Here is a 23826-nt window from a genome sequence, read left to right as displayed (position 1 = left end):
GAACAGCCCCGGGCGCCGTTCCTCAACCTCCAGGCTCACTACCGCTATCCGTGGCGTGGCCTGCCAGCAGCGAACGCTTACCATGGATAGCCAAGGCTCCATCAAGAACACCCTGATCGCCCAGTTGTTCCAGCAGAACTACGACTGGCTGTGCAAGAAACTGTCCTACCAGACCGGCTGTAGCCACAGCGCCGAAGACCTCGCCGCCGAAGCCTTCCTGCAGGTCTGGATGCTCCCCGATCCGGCGTCGATCCGCTCGCCGCGGGCGTTCCTCGCGACCATCGCGCAACGCCTGATGTACGAGAGCTGGCGGCGCAAGGACCTGGAGCGCGCCTACCTGCAGATTCTCGCCGAGGCGCCGGAGGCGGTGCAGCCGTCGCCCCACGAACAGTGGATGCTGATCGAGAACCTGCAAGCCATCGACCGCCTGCTCGACGGCCTGTCCGGGCAGGCCCGCGCGGTGTTCCTGATGAGCCAGCTGGAAGGCCTGACCTACGTGCAGATCGGCGAACGCCTCGGATTGTCCCTGGGGCGCATCCACCAGTTGATGAAGGATGCCTTGCACTGCTGCTACCGGGGATTCCAGGAATGAGCGAGAAGCCGGAACGGCAACGCATCGTCGAGGAGGCCATCGAATGGATGGTACGCCTGCAATCCGGCGACTTCAGCGCCGCCGAGGGCGATGCCCTGGAACGCTGGAAGGCGCTGTCGAGCGAGCATGCCGAGGTGTTCCGGCAACTGCTTGGCAGCCTCGCGCCGCTACAGGACTCGCCCTGGCGCGGCCAGCCGAGCGCTACCGTGCTGCGCGCCCTGGAGCAGCCGTCGAGCCGCCGGCGCTTCGTCGGCGGCGCCCTCGGGCTGTTCGTCCTGCTCGCCGGCGGCGCCGGCCTGGAGCGCTGGGTCCAGGCCGGCATGGGTCTGCCCGGCGAACTGGCGACCGGCACCGGCGAGCGCCGCGACTGGTTGCTGGCCGACGGCAGCCGCCTGCGCCTGAACGCGCGGAGCAAGGCGCGACCGCTGCTCGACGGCGCCCAGCGACGCCTGGAGCTGCGGCGCGGCGCGTTGCGCCTGGAAGTGAAGGAGGACCCGCGCGGCGCCTTCGCCCTCGACTGCACCGCCGGACGGGTGGACTGCGCCAGCGGCAGCCTGCTGCTGGCCGAGGAGCGCGGGGCGATCCGCCTGGTGACCCTGCGCGGCAGCGCGCGGCTGACCACCGGCGAGGGACGCCAGCTGGCGGTGGCGGCACGGCGCAGCCTGCTGTTCGATGCCGGCGGCCTGCTCGAACAGGGCCCGATGCAGGCCGGAGAGGACGCCTGGGCCAGCGGCTGGCTGGAGGTCCACGACCGTTCCCTGGCCTGGGTCGCGGAGGCCTTCCGGCCCTATCTGCCAGGCATCCTCCAGCTCGACGCGGAGATCGCCGGCAACCGCGTCAGCGGTCTGTTCCCGCTGGACGACATGCACACGTCCCTGGACATGCTCGGGCGCAGCCTGCCGATCCGCGTGCTGCGCTACAGCGACTACTGGATCAGCCTGCGCCCCGCCTGACTCATTCGTCGAAGAACAGCAGGCAACGCAGTTCGATACTCTGCCGCGGCGGCGCATCGGCCGGGGTGCAGGGATCGTCGAAGGCGGTGTGCGCGCCGAGGCGGGCCTGCGCGTCCTCCCGCGAATCGTAGATCTTCAGCAGCAGCGCTTCCTCCGGCAGCAGGTGCGGGTAGTAGTACCAGCGGTGCTCCGGGTTGGGCTTGACCGAGTAGGTTTCGCCCACCTTGTCGCGGTACACCAGGTCACTGGCCACCAGGTCGTCGAACGCCAGGCTGCGGGCGTCCAGCAACGCCAGCGGCGCGCGCTGCGCCGGGTGGCCGAACGGACGCCACAGGTTGACGATCTGGAAGCGTCCGGCCAGGCGCCGTTCGGCGCGTTCCGCCGGCAGGTGGTCGCGGACCCGGCGCGGCGCCGAGCGCAGGGTCTGGTCGTTGTGCACGTAGCGCACCGGTTCGCGCAGGCCGCGTTCTTCGCGCCCGGCTTGGTCGACGCGCAGCGTGTGGTCGAAGATCACCGCCTCGGCGGCACCGGTCAGGCGGCGGAGCAGGGCGATGCTTTCCGGGTAGTAGCGTTCACGAACCTGGGCTTCATCCTCGAAATCGCCCACCGCGCTCGCCTCGCGCACCAGTTGGAAACCCTCGCGCTCCAGGCTGGCCGGTTGCGCCAGCAGACGCGCATTGCGGATCGCCACCCGGGTCGGCTGCAACAGCGCGCTGCGCTGCGGCGTCCCGGCGGGGGCCGGATAGGTGTAGGCGACGGGTCGCTCGCCGCTGTCGCGGATATAGTTGACCTCGGCCTCGGCCTCGGCCTCGACCTGCTCCGGCGCGTGCGCCGGCCATGCGTGTTGCTGGCAACCCATGTGTCGTTCTCCCGTTGCCGGCGCGCAGCCGGATGCCGCGCGAGAAGGCCCCAATCTAGCCAGAAGCCGGCCGCGACAGAACGACCGTTAACGACTAGTCCCCTGCGATTCCGGAATATGCTCGGCGCTGGCCCCGCCGGGGGGACTCCTCAGTCGCGCCCGGGGCCGGCCAGGGCCTGCAGGCGTTCCACCGCGGTTTCGGCGAGCGGGGTGGCGCGTCGGCTGAAGCTATCGATCAGGACGATCACCGTTTCCGCTCGCGCCGCGCAGCGGCCGTCCTGGAACAAGCCCTGTTCGAGACGGAACGAACTGCGCCCCACCGAGAGCACCCGGGAGCCGATCTGCACCGTGCCCGGCCAGCGCAGCTCGCCGCGCAGGTCCAGTTCCAGGCGAGCGATCACGCATTCGCTGCCGGGCCTGGCGAGGGCGATCTCCGGGTCGTAGATGATCTCCACCCGCCCGGTCTCGAGGAAGGTCGCGAACACCGCGTTGTTCACGTGGCCCTGGCGGTCGGTATCGGCGTAGCGGATCTTGTCCGAGGAATGGATGGGGAAATCCTTCAGTTCGGGTTCACTGGACATCGTCTGCTCCATGCGCTGGAAAAGTGGCCAGGGGGGCCGTGCGGGCCAGCCCGTCGAAGGCGTCGAGCAGGCGCTCGCGCCAGGCGTACAGCGGCTCGTTCGCCGCCAGCAGATCCTCGGGGTGGATGCAGCGGGCCCACATGAACATGCCGAACACGCAATAGTCGGCGTAGGCCGCGCGCTCCCCGGCGAGGAACGGCTGGCTTTTGAGCGCCTGGCGTAACGGTGCGAGTACCTGGTGCAACTGCCCGAGATGACGCTCGCGCGGCTGCCCCAGAGTCTCCAGGCTAGCCCCGAAATGCGCTTCGCGGGTGCTGCGGAAGTATTCGCGGTCGGCGCTGTCCAGTTGGCCGTAGACCTCCAGCAGGATCAGTGGCGCGATGGCCGGCAGGAGGGCGCCATCGGCCCAGCGGTTGACGAAGCCGGACAGCGCCAGTGCCGCCTCGCCGCCGAACAGCGAGGGTCGTTCGGGATAGGCTCGTTCCAGGTGCAGGGCGATGCGCCAGGAGTCGCTGATCGGTTGCTCTCCGTCGACCAGTAGCGGCACCGCGCCCTGGCCGGAAAAAGCGATCCGTGGCTTGTCGCTGAAGCGCCAGGCGATGCGCTGGCTGTCGAGGCCCTTGTGCGCCAGGGCCATGCGGGTCTTCCAGCAATGCGGGCTGAAACGCAGGCGAGGATCGGCGCCGGCCAGTTCGTAGAGAGTCAGGTTCGGGGCGTTCATGGGTGTCGATCGTCCGCGATGTGGGTGGCAGGGAGTCGCCGGGGCCGCGCCAGGCGCGGCTGGGACGGATATCCATGGGCTCGCTCTGGCGCCGCGATCAGCGGTGGCCGACCAGGATCGAGTCGCGCTTGCCACGCTTGCGCAGGTAGGCGTACTCGATGTCGTTGAGGATCATCTGCGCCCGGTTGAGGTGACGCGAGGCGTAGTTGATGCTGGTCAGGAAGTGCGCCAGTTCCTCGGTTTCGGCGAAGTTGCCCTGGTCATGGGCGATTTTCTCGCGGTCGAGGTTCGGCCGCGTGCCGAGACGTTCCAGGTAGTGCGTGTCGATCACCCGGAACGCTGCGCCGATGCTCAGGCCACGGGCGTTGAGCACCTTGTGCCATTCGAAGGGCGGGTTGATCAGGACGTCGCCGGGTTCGACGTAGACCACGTCGCTCTCGTAGTCGCCGCCAGGGGCCTCGCGGCCGCTGCTGGTCTCGAAGAGCAGGTGGTAGTCGCGGAACTGGTCGCCCAGTTGCGGCGGACGGGTGCTCCATTTCTTGGTGCCGGCGATCATCACGAAGATGTTCAGGGTCGGGAAGATGTGCCAGTCGCTGCCCACCGCGCCGCGCGCCGGCTCGCCGTACTCCTGGGTGCTGTGGCCGAGGAACATGTGGCCGGTGACCTGCCAGCCGTCGACATCGAACCAGGAAGAGCCGAAAACCTCGCGCTTGACCTGGTTGAAGGCGTCCTTGCCCCATGGGTAGGGGTCGTTGTAGCTGGAGGAGATAGTGCCCAGGTGGGAATAGACGTCGAGCTTGCGCTCGAAGATGTCGTCGAGGAACTCCCGCCCGGTACCGACGCGGCCGGTGACGTAGTTGTAGTCGGAGGTGCCGTCCTCGGCGCGCATGGAAACCGGCGCTTCGCCGGCCTTCACCCGCCATTGCAGGGTCTTGTCGGCGCCGACCTCGTCGAAGAAGGCGCGTTGCGCCAGGCGTTCGCTGATCGGCGCGAGCTTGCGGAGGAGGGCGGGCTTGCTGAAGTTCTCGGTGAAGCGTTCGGCGTTGTCGCGGCTGAGCACGCCCTGGTGCTCGGAGGGTTCGACGACATTGATGTAGCCATACTGGATGCGACTGTTCGAAACCATCTGATTGCTCCCGTTTTTCCTTGGAAAAATAAGGAGGAAACCGCCCCGCCAAAGCAGGCGGGACTGCGCAGCTGACTCCGGCCATCCATGCCCTTTGCGTACATTTCAGCGGAAAGAACCCGGCCGCCATCCGCTCGGACATGGCCCACGACAGCGCTCGATCGGATATGATTGACAACACTGTCAAGTTTGACAGTGTTGTTATCTTTGACATCCATGTCAACAATTCTATGAGAGTCGTCCGTCATGGCTGGTGTACGGCAGTTCGATGAAGAAAAGCTCCTCGCGGCGGTACTCGAGGTGTTCTGGAACAAAGGCTGGCAGGCCACCTCGATGGCCGACCTGGCCGAGGCCGCGGAGGTCCAGCGCGGTTCGCTCTACCATGCGTACGGCGGCAAGGAAGAGCTCTTCCTGCTGGCCTTCGATCTCTACGCTCGCGGTTTCCTCGACAAGGCGGCGCGGGCCTTGCGTGGAACGGACGCGCGCAGCGCGCTGCTGGCATTCCTCGACGCGGCGATCGGCAACATGACCAGCGGCGACCCGCCGCGCGGTTGCCTGACCACCAAGACCGCCGCCGAGTCGGTGGCCACCGGGCCGCGCATCCAGCAACGCCTGCGCGACCTGCTGGCGGAGCTGCGCGGGATCATCGTCGAGGCCTTGTCGGCGGAGCCGCTGCGCGCCGGACTGGCGCTGCCGCCGGAAGAGGCCGCCGAACTGCTGCTGACCTTCACCCGCGGACTGGCGGTGATCGAACGCATCTATCACGATCCGCAACGCCTGCGGCGCAGTGCCATGGCCCTGGTCAGCATATTGGCCTCGCCGGCCTGAGCGGGCGTTTCAGGCCCCGTCGCCGCGCGCAAACCGCTGGCGATACTGGCGCGGCGTCATGCCCTTCCAGCGCCTGAAGGCATGGATGAAGTTGGACACCTCGCCGTAGCCGAGGCGCTCGGCGATCTCCTCCAGGCGGATCGCGCCGGTGGCCAGCAGCTCTTCGGCGAGGGCCTGGCGCACCTCGTCGAGCAACAGGCGGTAGCTGCTGCCCTCGTCGTCCAGGCGGCGACGCAGGGTGCGCACGGTGAGGTGCAGTTCCATGGCCAGGGTCTGCATGTCCGGCAAGCGGCCGGGCGTCCTCAGCAAGCGGTCGCGGATGCGTCCGGCCAGACCGCCGCGCACCTGGCGGCGGGCGAGCAGGGCGCGGCACTGCTCCTCGCAGGCGCGCGCCACCTCGGGGTTGGCGCCGGGCAGCGGGAGGTCGAGGAAATGCCGCTCGAAGACCACCCGGTTGTCCGCCTGGCCGAACGCCGGGCACAGGCCCAGCTCGCGCACGTAGGGCGTGGGGTCGGCGGGCGGTGGGCGACGGAAGCCGGCGCGGAGGATCGGCAGGCGCTGCCCGGTGAGGTCGCGCTGGATGCGCAGCACGCCACCGGCGTCGCGTTCGAGGAGGAAAATCCGCAGGTCCTCGGGAATGCCGGCGTCGTCGAGCACCAGGTGCGCTTCGTCGTCGTGTACCTCCAGGCGGATGCCATGGAAGGCGAAGGTCAGGTCGAGGTAGCGCAGGCCCAGTTGCGCGGCGCTGAGGAAGGTCGGGCTGCTGAGCAGGGCGAAGCCCCAGATGCCATAGGCGTTGAGGTGATAGCGCAGGCCTGCCGCCAGGCCCGGCGCGCAGGCGTCGCCCAGGTGCCGGACCAGGTTGCGCACGACGCTCAGTTCCTGGGCCGCGTCGATTTCCCCGGAGGGATCGCCGAGCAGGCGAATATCCAGGCCGCTACCCGCCAGGCACTGCTCCAGGCCGAGGCCGCGGTCGATGCCGAACTGGATCAGCAGGTGCGCGCTGATGGCGCTGCGGCGGGGGGACCAGGGCGGAGGGAGCATGGCGGTGTCCGGGGTTGACCGAAAATCACAACTTTATGTCCGGCCCGGCCATAACGCCAGTCGTCCCGGCGAACTAGGATGCTGCCATCCGCCGCTGGGCGGAATCGCGCCGGACGGCGTGGCAAGCAACAAACGGGAGCACAACAATGCACAACGAGTCCCGCCCTGAAGCCCCCTTGCGGGTGCTGGTGGTCGGCGCCGGCTTCGCCGGTCTCGGCCTGGCGATCCGCCTGCGACAGGCAGGCATCGACGATTACCTGATCCTGGAAAAGGCCGCCGACGTCGGCGGTTGCTGGCGGGAAAACCGCTACCCGGGCGCCGCCTGCGACGTCCCCTCGCATCTCTACTCGTTCTCCTTCGAGCCGAAGGCCGACTGGTCGCGCAAGTTCGCCCCGCAGGCGGAAATCCTCGACTACCTGCGGCATTGCGCGGACAAGTACCGTCTGCGCGAGAAGATCCGTTTCCACTGCGAGGTGGAGGAGGCCCGCTTCGACGCCGACAGCGGCGAATGGCAGGTGCGCTGCGGCGATGGCCAGACGCTGCGCGCACGGGCCCTGGTCTGCGCCACCGGCCAGTTGAGCCGGCCGCTGCTGCCGCGCCTGCCCGGCCTGGAGCGCTTCCAGGGTCCGGCGTTCCACTCGGCGAACTGGGACGCCGAGGTCGAGCTGGCCGGCAAGCGGGTCGCGGTGATCGGCACCGGTGCCAGCGCCATCCAGTTCGTCCCGCGGATCGCCCCGCAGGTGCAGCGCCTGTCGCTGTTCCAGCGCAGCGCGCCCTACGTGATCGCCAAGCCGGACCGCGCCTACGCCGACTGGGAACGCCGCCTGAAGGCGCGCTGGCCGTGGCTGCAACGCCTGGACCGGGGGCTCAAGTACCTGCACCACGAATCGCGGATGCTCGCCTTCGCGACCTTCCCGGCGCTGATGAAGGCGATGCGGCTGAGCTTCCGTCGCCACCTGCACCGGCAGATCGCCGATCCGCAACTGCGCGCGCGGCTGGTCCCCGACTACCCACTGGGCTGCAAGCGGATCCTGATCAGCAACGACTATTACCCGGCGCTGGCCAGGAGCAATGTCGAACTGGTCGACACGGGCATCCGCGAAGTCACCGAAGACGCCGTGGTCGGCCGTGACGGCCGCCGGCACGAGGTCGACGCGATCATCTTCGGCACCGGCTTCGCCGCCACCGAATTCCTCGCCCCGATGCGCATCCTCGGCCTCGACGGACGCGACCTGCGGCAGGCCTGGGCGGATGGCGCGGAAGCCTACAAGGGCATCAGCGTCAGCGGCTTCCCCAACCTGTTCATCCTCTACGGGCCGAACACCAACCTCGGCCACAACTCCATCGTCTACATGCTGGAAAGCCAGTTCCCCTACGTGCTTGGCTGCCTGCGCCAGCTCCAGGCGCAGGGCTTGCGCTACCTCGACGTGAAGCCCGAGGTCCAGCGGCGCTTCAACCTGGAGGTGCAACAGGGGTTGCGCCACACCGTCTGGGAGCGTGGCTGCGACAGTTGGTACAAGACCGCCGCCGGCAAGAACACCAACAACTGGCCGGGCTACACCTTCGTCTATCGCTGGCGTACGCGCCGGCCGGAGCTTGCCGACTATGACCTGGCCCGCTGAAGCGCCACTGTCCTCGCCGCCGCAACGCCTGCGCGCCGGTCTCCTGCGCGGCTGCCTGCGCCTGCTGTTCCGCGGACTGGTCCGTCCGCCCATGCCGGTGGCGCTGCAACGCGGCGTGCTGCGCGGGCTGAGCCTGGCGACGCTGGGCGCCAGCGGCGTCGTTCGCGAGCGCCGCAGCCTCGCTGGCGTGCCCTGCGAGTGGCTGCGGCCGCGCGGGGCGGAGGCGCGGCGCCGGGTGCTCTACCTGCACGGCGGCGCCTACCTGATCGGCTCGCCGGCGACCCACCGAGCGATCACCACGCACCTGGCCCGGCGCTGTGCCGCCGAGGTCTGCGCAGTGGACTACCGACGTGCCCCGGAACATCCGTTCCCCGCCGCCCGCGACGACGCCCTGGCGGTCTACCTGGCACTGCTGGAGGCCGGCCATTCGCCGCGCCGACTGCTGCTCGCCGGCGACTCGGCGGGCGGCCACCTGGCGCTGTCCCTGGCCCTGGAGCTGAAGGCGCGCGGCTTGCCGTTGCCGGCCGGGTTGCTGCTGTTCTCGCCCTGGACCGACCTCAGCTGCCAGCGCCTGCACACGCCAGCGGCCGGCGACCCGCTGCTGTCGCGGGCCTGGCTGGAAAGCGCGGTGCGCCTGCTGCTGCCGGCCGACGCGGAGCCAGGCTCGGCCGCCCTGTCGCCACTGCATGCCGACCTGGCGGGGCTGCCGCCGCTGCTGGTACAGGTCGGCGAGGACGAACTGCTGCGCGACGACAGCCTGCGCCTGGCGCAACGGGCCGGGGAGCAAGGCGTCGCGGTGCGATTGCAGCGCTACGCCGGTTGCTGGCACGTGTTCCAGGCCCACGCCGGCGTGTTGGCCTGCGCCGACCGGGCGTTGGACGAGGCGGCGGCATTCGTCGTCGAATGCAGCGCGGAGGGCGGCCAGTGCAGAACATCCTGATCAGCGGTGCCGCCTCCGGGATCGGCGCCGCCAGCGCGCGGCTGTTCCACCGCCGAGGCTGGCGGGTCGGTTTGCTGGACATCGATGCCGAGGCGTTACGCGGCTTGGCCGCGGAACTGCCGGGCGCCTGGCAGCGTGCCGTGGACGTCAGCGAGCCCGACGCGGTCGGCGAGGCGCTTGCGCAGTTCTGTGCCGATGGCCGCCTGCGCCTGCTGTTCAACTGCGCCGGCATCCTGCGTTTCGGCCGCTTCGAAGAGGTCGCCCTGGAGGACCACGCGCGGTTGCTGGCGATCAACCTGCAAGGCGTCCTCAACTGCTGTCACGCGGCCTTTCCGTTCCTGCGCGCGACGCCGCAGGCGCAGGTACTCAACATGGGCTCGGCATCGGGGCTTTATGGCGTACCGGAGATGGCCGTCTACTCGGCTTCGAAGTTCGCCGTGCGCGGGCTCACCGAGGCGCTGGAGCTGGAATGGCGCCGCCACGGGATTCGCGTCGCCGACCTGATGCCGCCGTTCGTCCGCACGCCGATGGTCGCCGGGCAGGCCTACCGGCCGCCGGTGTTGCGTCGCCTGGGGCTGAGACTGGACGCCGAGGATATCGCCGAGGCGGCCTGGCGGCAGGCGCACAGCCGGCGGGTACACCGGCCGGTGGGCGGGTTGTTCACGGCGCTGTACTGGGCTGGGCAGTTGTCTCCGCCGTGGGTGAACCGGGCGGTGATGGCGTGGTTGTCGCGGGGTTAGGCTCTGCGCAGGATGGATAGAACGGATTAAAGCTTGGGTGGGTTTCACGCTGGATGGTCTAGCTGCTTTTCGTGGCTGCCTCGACTTCTTGTTTCGCCTTCCCAGGCGAGTGAAATCCATGGTAGATCTCGGACCATAGGTATGCCTGAGCCAGGCGCCGGTGCTTATCGCTACCGTTGAGCCCAAGAGTTCTCCTCGGGTGGGGCCGTTGCCTCCCGTATCAAGCACGCATCGTCAGCATCTCTTGGGGGCCTTCGCGTAGGAGCGCTGCCAGGACTGCGAAGCCGTCAGATAACGTATTCCCCCCTCCTGGGGAATTGCTGACGCTGATTCGAATGGCCTGGGGAAGCGTACCGCGGCCCGTACTAAAGGCCTCTGCGGTGGTGACAAGATGCTGCTGTCCGCGCATGCCTTGCTCTATTTCGATGGCGCGCCAGGGTGCTGGCACTTCTACCCAGAAATGCGGACAGCATAGATGGCTGCGATAGGTCAGGCCCTGCAGCAGGTCCACAACCAGCGCTTGGCGTCGCGCGATTTCCCCTCTCTGGTATTCGAGCAGTGCGCTTGCAGTACCGTCCTCGACCCATCGGCTCGCAATCTCGAGAACCAGTGGTGTCGCCATCCAGCACGAATTGCGAAGCGCTGCTGCCATGCGACTTACCATGGACACAGGAGCATGAACGTATCCAACCCGCAATCCTGCAGCGACCGCCTTGCTCATGCCACCGATGAGGATGCCCCGCTCAGGCAGCAGATGGCAGAGAGGGGCGGGGCGTTCGGCCATCAATACAGCATGGGTTTCGTCCTCGATGACGATCAAGCCGTGCTCGCGGCAGATCTTCGCGATTTCCTTCCGCCTGGCGCCTGACATCACTGCAGTGGTCGGGTTCTGGATGGTGGGTGTGCAGTACAGGGCGGTGATCCTGTTCGTGCGGCAGGCCTCTTCGAGGGCGTCGGGCAGTAGCCCCTCTTCATCCATTTCCAAGCCGAGCACCTTGATGCCCAACAGTTGCGCGGCACTGATCAGCCCAGGATAGGAGAGCTGCTCCGTTACCAGGGTGTCGCCGGCGCGCAGCATGCCCATAAGCACGACGAGCAGACCGTGTTGGCTGCCATTGACGCACAGAATCTGCTGGCGCTCCGCTTGAAACTCACCGTGAGACAGCCATGTTGCTCCCGCTTGCCGGTGTCGGAGCAGTCCTGTGTCGGGTGTGTAGAGCATTAACTCCTGCAGGAGCTCAGGGGCCGCACTCAATTGCTGAAGGCTGCGGGAAAGCAGTTCGGTCTCATTGCCCGGAATATGCATATTCCGGCTCATGTCATTGCACATCTCCGTGCTGTCTACGAAATTGCGAAAGCCCGCCTCCCGAGCACGTTCTCGACCGCGGTTGCGGACGAACGTACCGTCACCGACCCGAGCCTCAACCAGCCCCATGCGCTCCAGCTCACCATAGGCCCGGCTCACCGTGCCCGCGGTCACACCGAGCTTGTCCGCGAGGATGCGATGTGGCGGCAGCTTGACCCCCTGCCGGAGAACCCCATTGCGAATAGATTCTTCGATGCCCTGGGCCAGCCGTTTGTACTTCAGGCCGGGCCCTTGTGGTAGGAAGAATCTGAAAATTGAATCGGTGTCAATATTTGCTTTGACCGGCATATTTTCTCCGAATTAACCTCAAGTAAAGAGGTTTGATAAGCAATAAAGGGCGTCAATCAAAGAATAACATGGGGGAAAGACGTGCAACTTATGTCAATTCAAACTCTGACTATCAACAGGCGGCAGGTACGTGTGGCCAGCCTGGTGACCGCTGTTCTATTTCTAGTGGTGTGTATCAGCTGGGGGACTACCTGGCTCGGCATCAAGATCGCCGTGGAGAGCGTGCCGCCGCTAACTGCCGCCGGATTGCGCTTTCTGATTGCATTTCCGCTTTTCCTGCTCTTTGCGCGGCTGCGCCACGAGACGATCTTTTTCCCGCGGCGACTCCTGGCCTTCTTCGTCTTCGTGACGCTCGGCTACTTCAGCGTGCCCTACTACCTGCTGAACTATGGCGAGCAATACGTCGCTTCAGGTCTTACCGCGCTGCTGTTCAGCAGCATGCCCGTGTTCATCCTGATCTTCTCCGCGATCTTCCTGCGCGAGCGCATCTATCTGTCGCAGATCCTTGGTATTGCGATTGGCTTCGGCAGCCTGTTCATGATCATCAGGTCTCAAGGGCTGCATCTGGATTACACGGAGTTGTTAGGCGTACTTGCCATCCTGCTCGCGGCGATCATGCACGCACTCAGCTACGTCATCACCAAAAGGCAAGGTGCTGACATCGGCGTGATCACCTTCAATACGCTGCCCATTGGCATCGCCGGCTTGGGGCTGTTCATGGCCGGACTCGTGATGGAACACCCGAACCTGTCTGCCGTCACAAACCGATCTTGGGCTGCCCTGATCTATCTCGGTCTGGTGGCATCAGTCGGGGGATTCATCGTGTACTTCTTCCTGCTCAAGCGTTTGAGTCCCGTTGTGCTGTCGTTCGTCTTCATCATTTTCCCGGTGTTCGCCGTGATCATCGGCGCCTGGTACGAAGGGGTTGCCATCTCTCGCGAGTTGATTGGCTTCACCGTGCTCCTATTGGCTGGATTTGCCATCACCAAGCTTCCCATCGAGAAGCTGCTCGGCAGGAGGTGACATGAATACGAACGTGTTGACCGAGCATGCATTGAGCGTGATCTACAGACACGCCTGCAGGACCTATCCAAGGGAATGCTGCGGATTCGTTCTCGCCGATGCAAAAGTGAAAGAGGGTACGAACATCCAGGATGAACTGCACATGGCTGACCCTCGGAGGTACCCACGCACGGCCGCCAACGGGTACACGTTTTCCGTGACGGATACCGTATTCCTCAACAGCAGCTTCAAGACGTGCAGCCCGGTATCCGTCATCTACCACTCCCACCCGGACGTCGGTGCCTACTTCAGCCGGGAGGATATCGACAAGGCATTGTATGCCGGGGAGCCAATGCTGCCTGTCGACTACCTGGTTGTTGATGTGGCCGCCGGCAACGTTCGCGGCGCAAAACTGTTTGCCTGGCGCAACGGACGCTTTGAATGCACACGAGAGTTCGGGCCATCGAGCCAGGACGAGTAGACATCTGGCAAGGAGCTGAAAAGTGAAGACGGTAATTTTTCCGGAAGTACTGGTGCGGGCAGCCCAACTGGAAGGCGGGCGCCTGGAGGGAGCGGGCTTGACGGTCGGCGAGCTGCTGGCAGGCCTTGCCAGGGAGCATCCTTCATTACTCGGGCACCTGTATTACGAAAACGGTCAATTGAAAGAACACTTCCTGCTGACCCACAAAGGTTCGCTGGTCAATCTGGATGGCGAGCTTTCCGATGGAGATGAAGTCGAAGTCATGCTCGCGACATCTGGCGGTTCTGGCGTCGAAGCGTTGAGTGACGAAGAAGTTCAACGCTACGTTCGCCACATCACGTTGCCGGGCGTTGGCAGGGAAGGCCAGCAGCGCCTGAAGCAGGCCAGGGTGCTGATAATCGGAACGGGCGGCCTGGGTTCGCCCGCTTGCCTTTATCTGGCCGCAGCAGGAGTGGGCACCATCGGGCTGGTTGACTTTGACGTGGTGGAGTCGAGCAATCTCCAGCGCCAGGTCGTCCATGGCTATAGCACGCTCGGTATGCCGAAGGTTGAGTCCGCCCAGCGCCGGATGCAGGACCTGAACCCCTACATTGAAGTCGTAACCCACCGTTACGCCATCGACGCGGACAATGCGCAGTCACTGATTGAGAGCTATGACCTGGTATTGGATGGCACCGACAACTTCGCCACGCGCTACTTGGTCAACGCGGTTTGCGCCAAGCTCGGAAAACCACTCGTCTTTGGCGCGATCTATCGGTTCGAAGGGCAGGTCAGCGTCTTCAATCTGGAGGGCGGCCCCTGCTACCAATGTCTCTTCCCGAACAATCCCCCGCCTGAGATGGCTCCAAGCTGTAACGCAGGGGGAGTTATTGGTGTGCTGCCTGGAGTGATTGGCCTGCTGCAGGCAACCGAGGCGGTGAAGGCCCTCGTTGGCCTGGGCAAGTCCCTGTCAGGCAGACTTCTTCGATTCGACGCGTTGCTCATGCACTTCAATGAAGTGAAGTTCAATCGGCGCGACGATTGTCCGGCCTGCGGCAAAACCGCTGCAGAGAATCCCCGCCACTGGAGGGAGGGACTGCTCTGCCAGGCAAGCGCGGCACCGTCACAACGACTCGACGACGATCGCTATATCGATCCCGACTGCCTGTTGCAGTTGATGAAATCCAACAGCGAAAACTATGCCCTTCTGGATGTACGCGACGCGGGCGAGCTCGAAGTGTGCCAGTTGCCGGGGATCGTCCACGTTCCCTTGAACGAACTCGCCAGCCATTTCGCCAATCTCGATTCCAGTAAGCGCTACATCCTCGTGTGCTACGCCGGCACTCGTGCCGAACGCGCGGCCATACAGCTCATGGGGGCAGGGTTCTCCAACGTCCAAGTGCTCGATGGCGGCATGAAGCGATGGGCGAAAGAGATAGAGCAGCACATGCCGATGTACTGAACCATAGGCAGGGAAAGCATGATCTACGATTCGCTACTCGATTTAATTGGCAGGACGCCGGTGATACGGCTGAGCAAATTGTCTGCTCGCCTGGGGGTGAGCGTATTCGCCAAGCTGGAATCCTTCAATCCAGGAGGAAGTCATAAGGCGCGTATCGCGCTCTGGATGATTCTGGATGCCGAACGCAAAGGAATCCTGGTGCGCGGGAAAGGGCAGACCATTCTCGAGCCGAGCGGGGGAAATACGGGGATTGGACTGGCAATGGCGGGGAACATCCTGGGGTACCGCGTGACCCTGGTGATTCCCGACAACTACAGCCCTGACAAGAGACAATTGCTCGAGTTATATGGCGCTCACGTCGTGCTGTCGGATAGCAGCAAAGGGAACAACTCGCATGGCGAGCTGGCAATCCAGATACTGCTGGCACATCCGGAGTTCGTCATGCTCAACCAGCAGCGCAATCCAGCCAACCCGCAAGCCCATCGCGAAGCTACAGCCCTGGAAATCCTAAAGGACTTTGCAGGCCAGCCACCCCCGGACTTCTTCTTCGCTGGCATTGGAACTGGTGGACATATCACGGGTGTTGGAGAGGTGCTGAGGGACCACTGGCCGGATATGGCCATCTATGGCGTGCAGCCAGAGCAGTGCGACTTGCTCGACGATAGGCACGCACCGCATGAGATTCAGGGACTGTCCATTGGTATCGTGCCGGAAGTCTGCAACCTCGGCATTGTTACTGGCATGGTCGGGGTGTCGAAATCCGCCTGTTTGTCGATGATCCGGGAAGTCCTGCAAAACGACTCGGTGAGCATGGGGTTGTCCTCCGCAGCCAACCTGGTTGCGGTGCTGAACATGGCATCTGCCATGCCGTCAGGCGCTCGTGTGCTGACGATGATCTACGATGGCGTCGACTCATACATGGACGCTTTTCGATGAAGTTGTAGAGCAGAGCACGGCGATAACGCTTGCATGGTCGAAATGAGGTCGCATGCGATGGACAAACTGGTAGGTAATCTGATGCGCGCGGCATTGATGGAGTGCTGCTCACCCCAACTGGTAGAGCGGATAGTCGCTCATTCGATGTTCGAAGAAGCCAGACGTTGGTGCGAGGAAGACCTGCAGGCATTCGCCAGCAAGGATCCAGCCGCACAGGGACGGACATCCGACATTGCGTTTGGCTACAGCTCGTTCAAGGCAGTGCTGCACTACCGGCTTTCCCACATGCTGTGTCTGCGAAGCACATCTGAAGGCGACCCTGAGAGAACGTTGGAGACTACCGCGCTCCTGGTCTTCTCTCGTGGAAAGCTCCTGTCGGGCGCGGAAATCCACCCAAGGTGCAAGATTGGCAGTCGATTCATCCTGGACCATGGGCACGGCACGGTCATTGGCGAGACAACGGAAATCGGTGATGACTGTTACATCCTCGGAGGTGTGGTCTTGGGGGCAACTGGCATATCGGCTAATCCCGTCGGTAAGCGCCACCCCACCATAGGGAGCCGCGTCCAAATCGGAGCCTTCACGCGTGTACTGGGTGACATTGCTATCGGCGACGATGTGTTTGTCGGTCCGCACTGCGTCATCAAGGACGACATCCCTGTCGGTTCAGTCGTAACCCTGCGTTCTGAACTACAGGTCATCCGAGGCCCCCACATAGTTCAGCAACTACAGCCGGCAGCCACGCAGACCCAAATTCAACCAATGGAGGCATCATGACGCAGACCGCCTCCCTTTTTCTCCAGGACTCCTACCGGGAAGAGTGCTCGGCGAGAATCACCGATGTCGTTGAAGATGGCCTGCTGCTCGACCAGACCGTTTTCTATCCCCAAGGGGGTGGCCAGGCTGGAGACAGTGGTTGGCTGACGCTGGCTGATGGCACGCGGCTCCGGATCGCCGATACACGCAAGGGGACAGAGGCAGGTGCTGGCAGGGATGCCATCCTGCATATCCCAGCTGAAGGCCAGGCAACCATCCTTCGAGCAATGAAGCCAGGCGAGGTGGTTCTTGCGCAGATCGATTGGGTGCGTCGTTACCGGCACATGCGACTGCATACCGCAGCGCACATGCTCTGTGCTGTCCTGCCCTATCCGGTCAATGGGTGCAGCATCACTGCTGAGCATGCGCGCCTGGACTTCGTGACGAGTGAACCGCTGTCCCGCGAGGCCATTGATAGCGCCTTGGCGGTAATGATCGAGGCAGCGCATCCGGTTTCGATCGACACCATGAGTGAGGATGCACTGCGGGCTAGGCCGGATCTGGTGCGCACCATGAGCGTCCAACCTCCGATGGGCGCCGGGCAGGTTCGGTTGGTGAGTATTAAAGACACCGACCTGCAGCCTTGCGGTGGAACCCATGTGGCGAATACCGAAGAAGTTGGGGTGGTGCGCGTTTCCAAGATGGAGAAGAAATCAGCGCGCACTCGTAGGGTGGTATTGGTACTGGGTTGAGCGACTACCGTTGACATGGCCATCGGTTTCCCATTCTACGCCACAGGTCACCCTCGCCACGCCCGGCAGTTCCATGCAATGCCAGAGAGCCTCAGGCCGGCAACAACGGCCGACAGGCTTCGACGAAGCGCCGGCAGGCACCCGCACATTCGCGCTCCAGCGGCTCGTCGCCATCGCAACGCTCCGCGCATGCCAGGGCATAGCGCGCCGCCAGCTCGCAGGCGGCCGGCGCCCATGGGCTGCGGCGCTCCAGTAGCAGGGTGGCGAGGCGGCAGAGGTCGGCGCAGTCGCCGGCGTGCTGGCGTTGTTCCCCGCTGGACTCGATGCAGAGCGCCAGGTAGCGCTCGCACGCGCGGATGCAGCCCTGGGCCGCGAGCCGGCAGCGCTCTTCCGGCGCCTGGGCGGCGGCACCGCCGAGCAGGGCGTCGGCGTCGGTTTCCAGCAGGGAACCGGGGTCTTCGTTTCCGGGATCGTTGATGGCGCGGGTCATGGCGGCACCTCCTGGCGATTGCGCCCATGCGGGCCCTGTTCCTTGGGCCGGTCGCCCGCACCGACAGTTCAGTCGATTTCGCCGTCGGCACCGCCGCTCAACGAGCCGCCTACGCGTCCCAGGCCGCCAGCAGGCGTCGATGCTCGCGGTGCGCCGCCTCCTGCACCGTCGGCAGCAGCCGCACCCGCTGGCCTGGCAGGCATTGCGCCAGGCGCGCCAGCGCCAGCGGGGCGAGGGCGCCGAGACGGGGGTAGCCGCCGATGGTCTGGCGGTCGTTGAGCAGGACGATCGGCTGGCCGTCCGGCGGCACCTGCACCGCGCCCAAGGCGATGCCTTCGGAGATCATCGATTGCTGCCGGCATTCCAGGCGCGGGCCGAGCAGGCGCACGCCCATGCGGTCGGCGCGGGTGTCCACCTGCCAGTCGCCGTTGAACGCATCGAACAGGCTCATCGCCGGGAAGTCGCCGATCTGCGCGCCGAGGATCAGCTCCAGGCGCGCATCGCCGGCGCAGTCCATGATCCGTTCGCTGGGCATCGGCAGCGTGCGTGGCCGTGCGCCATCGGCCAGCCAGCCGAGGCTGTCGCCTGCGGCCAGGGCCTTGCCGTCGGCGCGGGGGCCGCCCAGGCCTTCGCGGGCCACCGTGGCCAGGCTGCCCAACTGGCGCTCGCCGGCGAAGCCGCCGGGCGCCGCCAGGTAGGCGCGGGCGCCCTGGCGTGGGTGGGCGAAGGCCAGGCGCTGGCCGCCGCGCACGGCGAAGGCGCCCCAGGCCGGCAGCGGCTGGCCATCGAGGGTCGCGCCGAGATCGCCGCCGGCCAGGGCCAACCAGCCGTCGGCACGGCATTCGGCGACGAAACCGCCGAGGGCGATCTCGATCACCGCGGCGTCCAGGGGATTGCCCAGCAGCCAGTTGGCCCAGCCCATGGACAGCCAGTCGAGGGCGCCGCCCTGGGTCACGCCGAGATGGCGGCAGCCGAAGCGGCCGCGATCCTGCAACTGGACCAGCGGGGTGCTCTGGCACACCCGCAGTCCGCCGTGGATGGAGTCGTTCATGCCTGGACCTCCAGGGGCGTGTCGTCGCCGCCGAGGCGGACGAATTCGGCGTGTCCGATGGGTTCGAAACGCACCCGGTCGCCGGCGCGCAGCAGGCTGTAGCCGTCCAGGGTGAGGTCGAACAAGCGCACCGGGCAGCGCCCGAGCAGGTTCCAGCCGCCTGGCGAGGCCTGCGGATAGACCGCCGTCTGGCGCTCGGCGATGCCGACGCTGCCGGCGGCGATGCGTTGCCGGGGAGTCGCCAGGCGTGGCGCCGCCAGGGCTTCCTCGACCAGCCCCATGAAGGCGAAGCCGGGGCTGAAACCGAGGGCGAAGACCCGGTACTCGTGCTGGCTGTGGCGGCGGATCAGCTCGGCGACGCCGAGCTGCTTGCGCCGCGCCAGGGGTTCCAGGTCGGGGCCGACCCGCGGGTCGTACCAGGTCGGCAGGACGTGCAGGCGGCCGCCGTCCTGGCGTCTCGGGCTCAAGTCGGACAGCGCCGCGGCGATCCGCGCGCGGGCTTCGCCGGGGTCGAGCTGGAGCAGGTCGTATTGCAGGAGCAGGGTGGTGTAGGACGGCACCAGGTCGAGCAGGGCGGCGCCGAACGCCGCCCGCAGGTTTTCCTCCGCCGCCAGCAGCCAGGGCATGTTGGCTTCGTCGATGCGCTCGAACAGGCGCAGGACGAAGCTGTCGATGGCGGCCACCTCGATGCGCGGTTGCGGTTGGCTCATGCCGCCTCCAGGGCGTCGCGGATGCGCCGCACCGCGGCCAGCGAGGCGGGGTTGTCACCGTGTACGCAGAGGGTCTGCGCCTCCAGCGCCAGGGCGCTGCCGTCGCTGGCTCTCAGCGGCGCGCCACGGGCCAGCAGGAGGGCCTGGGCGAGCACCGTCTCGGCGTCGTGGTGTACCGCGCCGGGCTGGCTGCGCGAGACCAGGTAGCCGGCGCCGTCGTAGGCGCGGTCGGCGAACGCCTCGAACCACAGCTCGATGCCGTGGGCCGCGCCCAGCGCGCGCGCCGCGGTGTTGTCGCGGGTGCTCATCAGCATCAGCGGCAGGGTGCGGTCGTAGGCCGCCAGTGCGCGCAGCACGGCGGCGAGGATCGCCGGCTCGCGCATCATGTCCTGGTACAGCGCGCCGTGCGGCTTGACGTAGCGTACCCGCGTGCCCTGGGCGCGGCAGAGTCCGTCGAGGGCGCCGATCTGGTAGAGCAGCAGGTCTTCCACTTCCTGCGCCGAGCAGGCCAGCGAGCGCCGGCCGAAGCCGACCAGGTCGGGGTAGCCGGGGTGCGCGCCGATGCGCACGCCATGCTCCACCGCCAGGGCCACGGTGCGGCGCATGGTGCCGGGATCGCCGGCGTGGAAGCCGCAGGCGATGTTGGCGCAATCGATCAGCGGCATCACCTCGGCGTCCAGGCCCATGCTCCAGGCACCGAAGCTCTCGCCGATATCGCAGTTCAACAACAGGCTGTTCATGCTGGTTCCTTCAGGTCATTGCTCGCCGGACCTCACCACAGCGCCAGGCTGTAGCTGAGGATCAGGCGGTTTTCGTCGAGGTCGTTGGCGAAATTCGAACGCACCGTGGCGTTGCGCCATTTCACTCCGAGGTTCTTCAGCGGCCCGCTCTGCACCACGTAGCCGAGGTCGGTGTTGCGTTCCCATTCCTTGCCGTCGTTGGCCGCGCCGCGGGCGACGTTGTCGCCGGAGACGTAGCGGCTCATGAAGCTCAGGCCGGGCAGGCCGAGCGCGCCGAAATCGTAGTCGTAGCGCAGTTGCCAGGAGCGCTCGTCGACGTTGCCGAAGTCGCCGATCTGGATGAAGTTGACCAGGTACGGGTCGCTGCCGGCGATGTAGGGATAGGGATCGTCGCCGCTGATCCGCTGGTAGCCGGCGGCCACCGCGTGGGCGCCCAGGCGCAGGCTGAAGAGGGCGCCGAAGGCGCGGTTGTCCAGTTCGCGGAAGCCGCCGTCCTCGCTGGCCCGGGCGAAGCGCAGGTCGCTCTTGAGCGAGCGCTGTCCGCCGAGGTCGAGGGTGTGTACCAGGCCGGCGAAGGTCTGTCGGTAGATGTCCTTGAGCCGACCCTGGTGCAGGCTGGCGGTCAGCGCCGGGGTCAGGCGATAGTCGCCGCCGGCGAAGTCGAAGGCATCGCTGCGCCCGCCGATGCGGTTGGCGCTGAACACCTGGTAGTCGCTGGAGCTGTTCAGCTTGTTGCGGTCCAGGTGCGCGCCGCGCAGGGTCAGGCCGTCGATCTCCTGCACGTCGAGCAGCGCGCCGCGGAACAGTTCCGGCAGCAGGCGGGTGTCGTTGGCCGAGACCAGCGGGCTCTTGAAGTGCAGCGCGCCGACCTTGAGCAGGCTGTTGGAGACCCGCGCCTTGGCGGTCAGGCCGAGCTTGGCGTAGTCGTCCTGGGAGCCCCCGGCGGAGCCGTCGGCCGGCAGCAGCCCGGTTCCGCCGCTGCCGCCGCCGGAGTCGAGCTTGAGGCCGAGCAGGCCGATGGCGTCGACGCCGAAGCCGACGGTGCCTTCGCTGAAGCCGGACTCCAGGCGCAGGAGGAAGCCCTGCGCCCATTCGTCGGCGTTGTCGCGCGCGCCGCTCTGGCGGAAGTCGCGGTTGAAGTAGAAGTTGCGCAGTTCGAGGCTGGCGTGGCTGTCCTCGACCAGGTCGGCCTGGGCGAGCAGCGGCCAGCCCAGCCCGCTGCCGGCGAGCAGCGCGGCAGCCAGGCGGGGAGTGGGATGCATGCTGGGGTTTCCTCGGTCGACGGCTCAGAGTTCCAGTTGTTTGCCGCGGGTTTCCGGCAGGCTGAGGGCGGCGAGGATCACCACGCCGTAGGAGACCGCGGCGAAGGCGCCGATCCCCAGGCCCAGCGAGAGCTTCTGGCCGAGCATGCCGATCAGCATCGGGAACAGCGCGGCGATGGCGCGCCCGGCGTTGTAGCAGAAGCCTTGGCCGGAGCCGCGGATGCGGGTCGGGAACAGCTCGGTGAGGAACGAGCCCATGCCGCTGAAGATGCCCGAGGCGAAGAAGCCGAGCGGGAAGCCGAGCCAGAGCATGGCGCCGTTGCTCACCGGCAACTGGGTGTAGAGCAGGACTACGGTGAAGGAGCCGACGGCGAACAGGACGAAGTTCTTCTTGCGCCCGATCAGGTCGGTGAGGAAGGCACTGACCACGTAGCCGACGTAGGAGCCGAGGATCACCATCGCCAGGTAGCCGCTGGTGCCGAGCACGGTCAGCCCGCGTTCGGTCTTGAGGAACGTCGGCAGCCAGGCGGTGATGGCGTAGTAGCCGCCGAGGGCGCCGGTGGTCAGCAGCGAGGCGCGCAGGGTGATGCTGAGCATCCCGGGGGCGAAGATCTCGTAGAAGCTGACCTTGTCGGCGCCCTGGTTGCGTTGCCTGGCCTCGCGGTAGATCGCCGGTTCCTTGACCAGCCGGCGCACCACCAGGACGAACAGTGCCGGCAACAGGCCGAGCATGAACAGCGCGCGCCAGGCCTCCTCCGGCGGCAGCAGGCTGAACATCAGCGAGTAGAGGATGGCGGTGAGGCCCCAGCCGATGGCCCAGCCGGACTGCACCAGGCCGACCGCCTTGCCGCGGTCGCGGGCCTTGATCACTTCGCCGATGAGTACCGCGCCGGCGGTCCATTCGCCACCGAAGCCGAAGCCCATCAGGGTCCGCGCGACCAGCAACTGCTCGTAGTTCTGCGCGAGGCCGCAGAGGAAGGTGAAGAAGGCGAACCAGAGCACCGTCAGTTGCAGGGTCAGCACCCGGCCGATGCGGTCGGAGAGGATCCCGGCGATCCAGCCGCCGGCGGCGGAGGCGAGCAGGGTCATGGTGTGGATGAAGCCGGCTTCGCCGGTGCTGATCCCCCACAGGGCGATCAGGGTGGGGATCACGAAGCTCAGCATCTGGGTGTCCATGCCGTCCAGGCCGTAGCCGATCTTGCAGCTCCAGAAGGCCCGGCGTTCCTGCTTGTCGAGGGCGCGATACCAGCCGAAATGACCGTCCCGGGAAGCGTCCGGGCCGGCGTCGAGGGTCATGTGTTTTTCCATGGGGGCACCGATCGTCGTTATTGGTGTTATGAGGATTCGGTGGGCGCCGTCGCACCCGGTGGTCGCATTCTTCGAGGCTGGCCAGCGAGCGTCCAACTAATTTATGCGGCCGCCGGGGATAAGAAATTTCGATGGCGGAGCAGGCCGTCATGCGTCGATCATGTGCCGCCGGAAGGCGGGCGCTGGCATGGAAGCTGCTCGCTCCTGCCACCTTGTGTCCCTTGCCCGTCGGTGCCCGCCACATGAACCTGAAATTCCTCGAGACCTTCGTCTGGGTCGCGCGCCTGAAGAGCTTCCGCCTCACCGCGGAGAAGCTGTTCAGCACCCAGGCTTCCATTTCCAGCCGGATCGCCGTGCTGGAGGACGAACTCGGCGTGAAACTGTTCGTCCGCGACTCTCGCGGCGTGACCCTGACCCCGGAAGGCGACAAGGTACTGGCCTACGCCGAGCGCATGATGGACACCATGCACGCGCTGAAGCAGTCGCTCGACACCGGCGCCAGCACCCAGGGACGGATCCGCATCGGCGCCATGGACACGGTCATCCACACCTGGCTGAGCCCGTTGGTGGCCAGGGTCACGGAAACCTTCCCGGCGGTGGAGATCGAGCTGATGGCGGACACCGCGCGCAACCTCTCCGAGCAGTTGCAGAAGGGCTACCTGGACCTGATCTTCCAGACCGACTCGCTGCGCCACGAGTCGGTGCTCAACCTGGAACTGGGCAGCTACCCGCTGCGCTGGATCGTCTCCACCGGCTCGATCTACCACCGCGACTACGCCTCGCTGGCGGACCTGGCGCGGGAGCGGGTAGTGACCTTCTCCAAGCACTCGCGGCCGCACCAGGACGTGCTCGGCCTGCTGCACGCCAACGGCGTCGCGGCACCGCGCCTGAACTGCGTGAACTCGGTGGCGGCGATGACCCGCCTGCTGCGCGATGGCTTCGGCGTCGGCGCCTTGCCGCCGGCGCTGGTCAGCCAGGAACTGGAACGCGGCGAACTGACCCTGCTGCGCCTCGGCCCGCCGCCGCCGAACCTGCCGGTGGTGGTGTCCTGGCGCGGCGGCACCGGCCTGGAACTGGTGGACGAAGTGGTGGAGCTGAGCAAGACGGTGCTGGCCGACTACGCGGCCAACGTCGGCCCGGAGTGCATGCTCCTGGCGCCGCTGAAGAAAGGAGTGGGGCGGCTGCGTTCGCGCTGATTCGGATTTTCCGATCGCCCCCGGCGGAAAAATCTCGTTGG

At 66.1% G+C, this 23826-nt stretch carries 25 protein-coding genes; 13 read left to right on the top strand and 12 right to left on the bottom strand.

The window, feature by feature from the left end:
* The first annotated feature begins 82 nt into the window (after positions 1-82).
* Together AC4OR5_RS10485 and AC4OR5_RS10480 are read left to right on the top strand one after the other, a co-directional pair.
* Positions 83-592 (top strand): sigma-70 family RNA polymerase sigma factor, encoded by a 510-nt coding sequence (locus AC4OR5_RS10485; RefSeq protein WP_058160408.1) that lies wholly within the window; start codon positions 83-85, stop codon positions 590-592.
* A complete protein-coding gene (locus tag AC4OR5_RS10480) occupies positions 589-1545 on the top strand; it encodes a FecR family protein (protein WP_058156013.1) in 957 nt (318 codons plus the stop codon). The genes AC4OR5_RS10485 and AC4OR5_RS10480 overlap by 4 nt, the downstream gene beginning before the upstream one ends.
* Before the next feature lies 1 nt (position 1546).
* Here AC4OR5_RS10480 and AC4OR5_RS10475 read toward each other — a convergent pair whose 3' ends face one another.
* The 4 genes from AC4OR5_RS10475 to AC4OR5_RS10460 form a co-directional block, all read right to left on the bottom strand.
* Positions 1547-2404 (bottom strand): CmcJ/NvfI family oxidoreductase, encoded by an 858-nt coding sequence (locus AC4OR5_RS10475; RefSeq protein WP_058160409.1) that lies wholly within the window; start codon positions 2402-2404, stop codon positions 1547-1549.
* A 149-nt stretch (positions 2405-2553) separates the two neighbouring features.
* Positions 2554-2985, bottom strand: coding sequence for an acyl-CoA thioesterase (locus AC4OR5_RS10470; protein ID WP_023094749.1), 432 nt, complete (start codon positions 2983-2985; stop codon positions 2554-2556).
* Positions 2975-3706, bottom strand: a complete 732-nt coding sequence (locus AC4OR5_RS10465; protein WP_023108014.1) for a glutathione S-transferase family protein — start codon at positions 3704-3706, stop codon at positions 2975-2977. The genes AC4OR5_RS10470 and AC4OR5_RS10465 overlap by 11 nt, the downstream gene beginning before the upstream one ends.
* Positions 3707-3803: 97 nt before the next feature.
* The gene (locus AC4OR5_RS10460) at positions 3804-4832 is read right to left on the bottom strand and encodes a cupin domain-containing protein (RefSeq protein WP_003128620.1); all 1029 of its coding nucleotides are present in this window, start codon (positions 4830-4832) and stop codon (positions 3804-3806) included.
* A gap of 246 nt (positions 4833-5078) precedes the next feature.
* On the opposite strand from AC4OR5_RS10460, the gene AC4OR5_RS10455 reads away from it, so the two are divergent.
* Entirely contained in the window at positions 5079-5660 is a 582-nt protein-coding gene (locus tag AC4OR5_RS10455; protein ID WP_023126050.1) for a TetR/AcrR family transcriptional regulator, read from the top strand.
* Between the two features lie 9 nt (positions 5661-5669).
* Here the strand turns inward: AC4OR5_RS10455 and AC4OR5_RS10450 are convergent, their stop codons facing one another.
* Positions 5670-6704, bottom strand: coding sequence for an AraC family transcriptional regulator (locus AC4OR5_RS10450; protein ID WP_058156010.1), 1035 nt, complete (start codon positions 6702-6704; stop codon positions 5670-5672).
* A 146-nt stretch (positions 6705-6850) separates the two neighbouring features.
* Between AC4OR5_RS10450 and AC4OR5_RS10445 the strand changes: the two genes are divergently transcribed.
* From AC4OR5_RS10445 to AC4OR5_RS10435, 3 genes are read left to right on the top strand one after another with little or no spacing between them, the layout of a single operon-like run.
* Complete coding sequence (locus tag AC4OR5_RS10445) at positions 6851-8326, top strand: flavin-containing monooxygenase (protein ID WP_058160410.1); 1476 nt, start codon at positions 6851-6853, stop codon at positions 8324-8326.
* Positions 8310-9266, top strand: a complete 957-nt coding sequence (locus AC4OR5_RS10440) for an alpha/beta hydrolase (RefSeq protein WP_058160411.1) — start codon at positions 8310-8312, stop codon at positions 9264-9266. Before AC4OR5_RS10445 ends, AC4OR5_RS10440 begins: the two co-directional genes overlap by 17 nt.
* A complete protein-coding gene (locus AC4OR5_RS10435; protein ID WP_079992431.1) occupies positions 9251-10006 on the top strand; it encodes an SDR family oxidoreductase in 756 nt (251 codons plus the stop codon). The genes AC4OR5_RS10440 and AC4OR5_RS10435 overlap by 16 nt, the downstream gene beginning before the upstream one ends.
* Before the next feature lie 220 nt (positions 10007-10226).
* Here the strand turns inward: AC4OR5_RS10435 and mdrR2 are convergent, their stop codons facing one another.
* Positions 10227-11660, bottom strand: a complete 1434-nt coding sequence (mdrR2, locus tag AC4OR5_RS10430; RefSeq protein ID WP_023108009.1) for an efflux pump transcriptional regulator MdrR2 — start codon at positions 11658-11660, stop codon at positions 10227-10229.
* A gap of 132 nt (positions 11661-11792) precedes the next feature.
* Here mdrR2 and AC4OR5_RS10425 point away from each other — a divergent pair, with 132 nt between their 5' ends.
* The 6 genes from AC4OR5_RS10425 (at position 11793) to AC4OR5_RS10400 (ending at position 17028) form a co-directional block, all read left to right on the top strand.
* Positions 11793-12683, top strand: coding sequence for a DMT family transporter (locus tag AC4OR5_RS10425; protein ID WP_079989970.1), 891 nt, complete (start codon positions 11793-11795; stop codon positions 12681-12683).
* Position 12684: 1 nt separating this feature from the next.
* Positions 12685-13143 carry a M67 family metallopeptidase gene (locus AC4OR5_RS10420; RefSeq protein WP_003106151.1) on the top strand — a complete coding sequence of 153 codons (459 nt, stop codon included), beginning with the start codon at positions 12685-12687 and terminating at the stop codon, positions 13141-13143.
* Between the two features lie 22 nt (positions 13144-13165).
* Positions 13166-14584, top strand: coding sequence for a molybdopterin-synthase adenylyltransferase MoeB (gene moeB / locus AC4OR5_RS10415; RefSeq protein ID WP_023108006.1), 1419 nt, complete (start codon positions 13166-13168; stop codon positions 14582-14584).
* Between the two features lie 18 nt (positions 14585-14602).
* On the top strand, positions 14603-15520 hold the full coding sequence (locus AC4OR5_RS10410) for a PLP-dependent cysteine synthase family protein (RefSeq protein WP_023108005.1): 918 nt from the start codon (positions 14603-14605) through the stop codon (positions 15518-15520).
* Between the two features lie 81 nt (positions 15521-15601).
* On the top strand, positions 15602-16297 hold the full coding sequence (locus AC4OR5_RS10405) for a serine O-acetyltransferase (RefSeq protein WP_079992433.1): 696 nt from the start codon (positions 15602-15604) through the stop codon (positions 16295-16297).
* Positions 16294-17028 carry an alanyl-tRNA editing protein gene (locus tag AC4OR5_RS10400; RefSeq protein WP_023108003.1) on the top strand — a complete coding sequence of 245 codons (735 nt, stop codon included), beginning with the start codon at positions 16294-16296 and terminating at the stop codon, positions 17026-17028. Before AC4OR5_RS10405 ends, AC4OR5_RS10400 begins: the two co-directional genes overlap by 4 nt.
* Before the next feature lie 91 nt (positions 17029-17119).
* Here AC4OR5_RS10400 and AC4OR5_RS10395 read toward each other — a convergent pair whose 3' ends face one another.
* From AC4OR5_RS10395 to AC4OR5_RS10370, 6 genes are all read right to left on the bottom strand, one after another.
* On the bottom strand, positions 17120-17518 hold the full coding sequence (locus AC4OR5_RS10395) for a four-helix bundle copper-binding protein (RefSeq protein ID WP_023126046.1): 399 nt from the start codon (positions 17516-17518) through the stop codon (positions 17120-17122).
* A 109-nt stretch (positions 17519-17627) separates the two neighbouring features.
* A complete protein-coding gene (locus AC4OR5_RS10390; protein WP_058160415.1) occupies positions 17628-18569 on the bottom strand; it encodes a 5-oxoprolinase subunit C family protein in 942 nt (313 codons plus the stop codon).
* Entirely contained in the window at positions 18566-19279 is a 714-nt protein-coding gene (locus tag AC4OR5_RS10385) for a 5-oxoprolinase subunit B family protein (RefSeq protein WP_003111803.1), read from the bottom strand. Before AC4OR5_RS10385 ends, AC4OR5_RS10390 begins: the two co-directional genes overlap by 4 nt.
* Positions 19276-20019: a 5-oxoprolinase subunit PxpA gene (locus AC4OR5_RS10380; RefSeq protein WP_058160416.1), complete on the bottom strand. Its 744-nt coding sequence runs from the start codon at positions 20017-20019 to the stop codon at positions 19276-19278. The genes AC4OR5_RS10385 and AC4OR5_RS10380 overlap by 4 nt, the downstream gene beginning before the upstream one ends.
* A 32-nt stretch (positions 20020-20051) precedes the next feature.
* A complete protein-coding gene (locus tag AC4OR5_RS10375) occupies positions 20052-21281 on the bottom strand; it encodes an OprD family porin (protein WP_003139590.1) in 1230 nt (409 codons plus the stop codon).
* A gap of 24 nt (positions 21282-21305) precedes the next feature.
* On the bottom strand, positions 21306-22577 hold the full coding sequence (locus AC4OR5_RS10370; protein WP_003088828.1) for an MFS transporter: 1272 nt from the start codon (positions 22575-22577) through the stop codon (positions 21306-21308).
* Positions 22578-22831: 254 nt separating this feature from the next.
* Between AC4OR5_RS10370 and AC4OR5_RS10365 the strand changes: the two genes are divergently transcribed.
* A complete protein-coding gene (locus AC4OR5_RS10365) occupies positions 22832-23785 on the top strand; it encodes a LysR family transcriptional regulator (protein WP_003088829.1) in 954 nt (317 codons plus the stop codon).
* Positions 23786-23826 lie beyond the last annotated feature (41 nt).

The organism is Pseudomonas sp. YA1, assembly GCF_058680555.1.
This window is presented reverse-complemented; position numbering and strand designations above follow the sequence as displayed.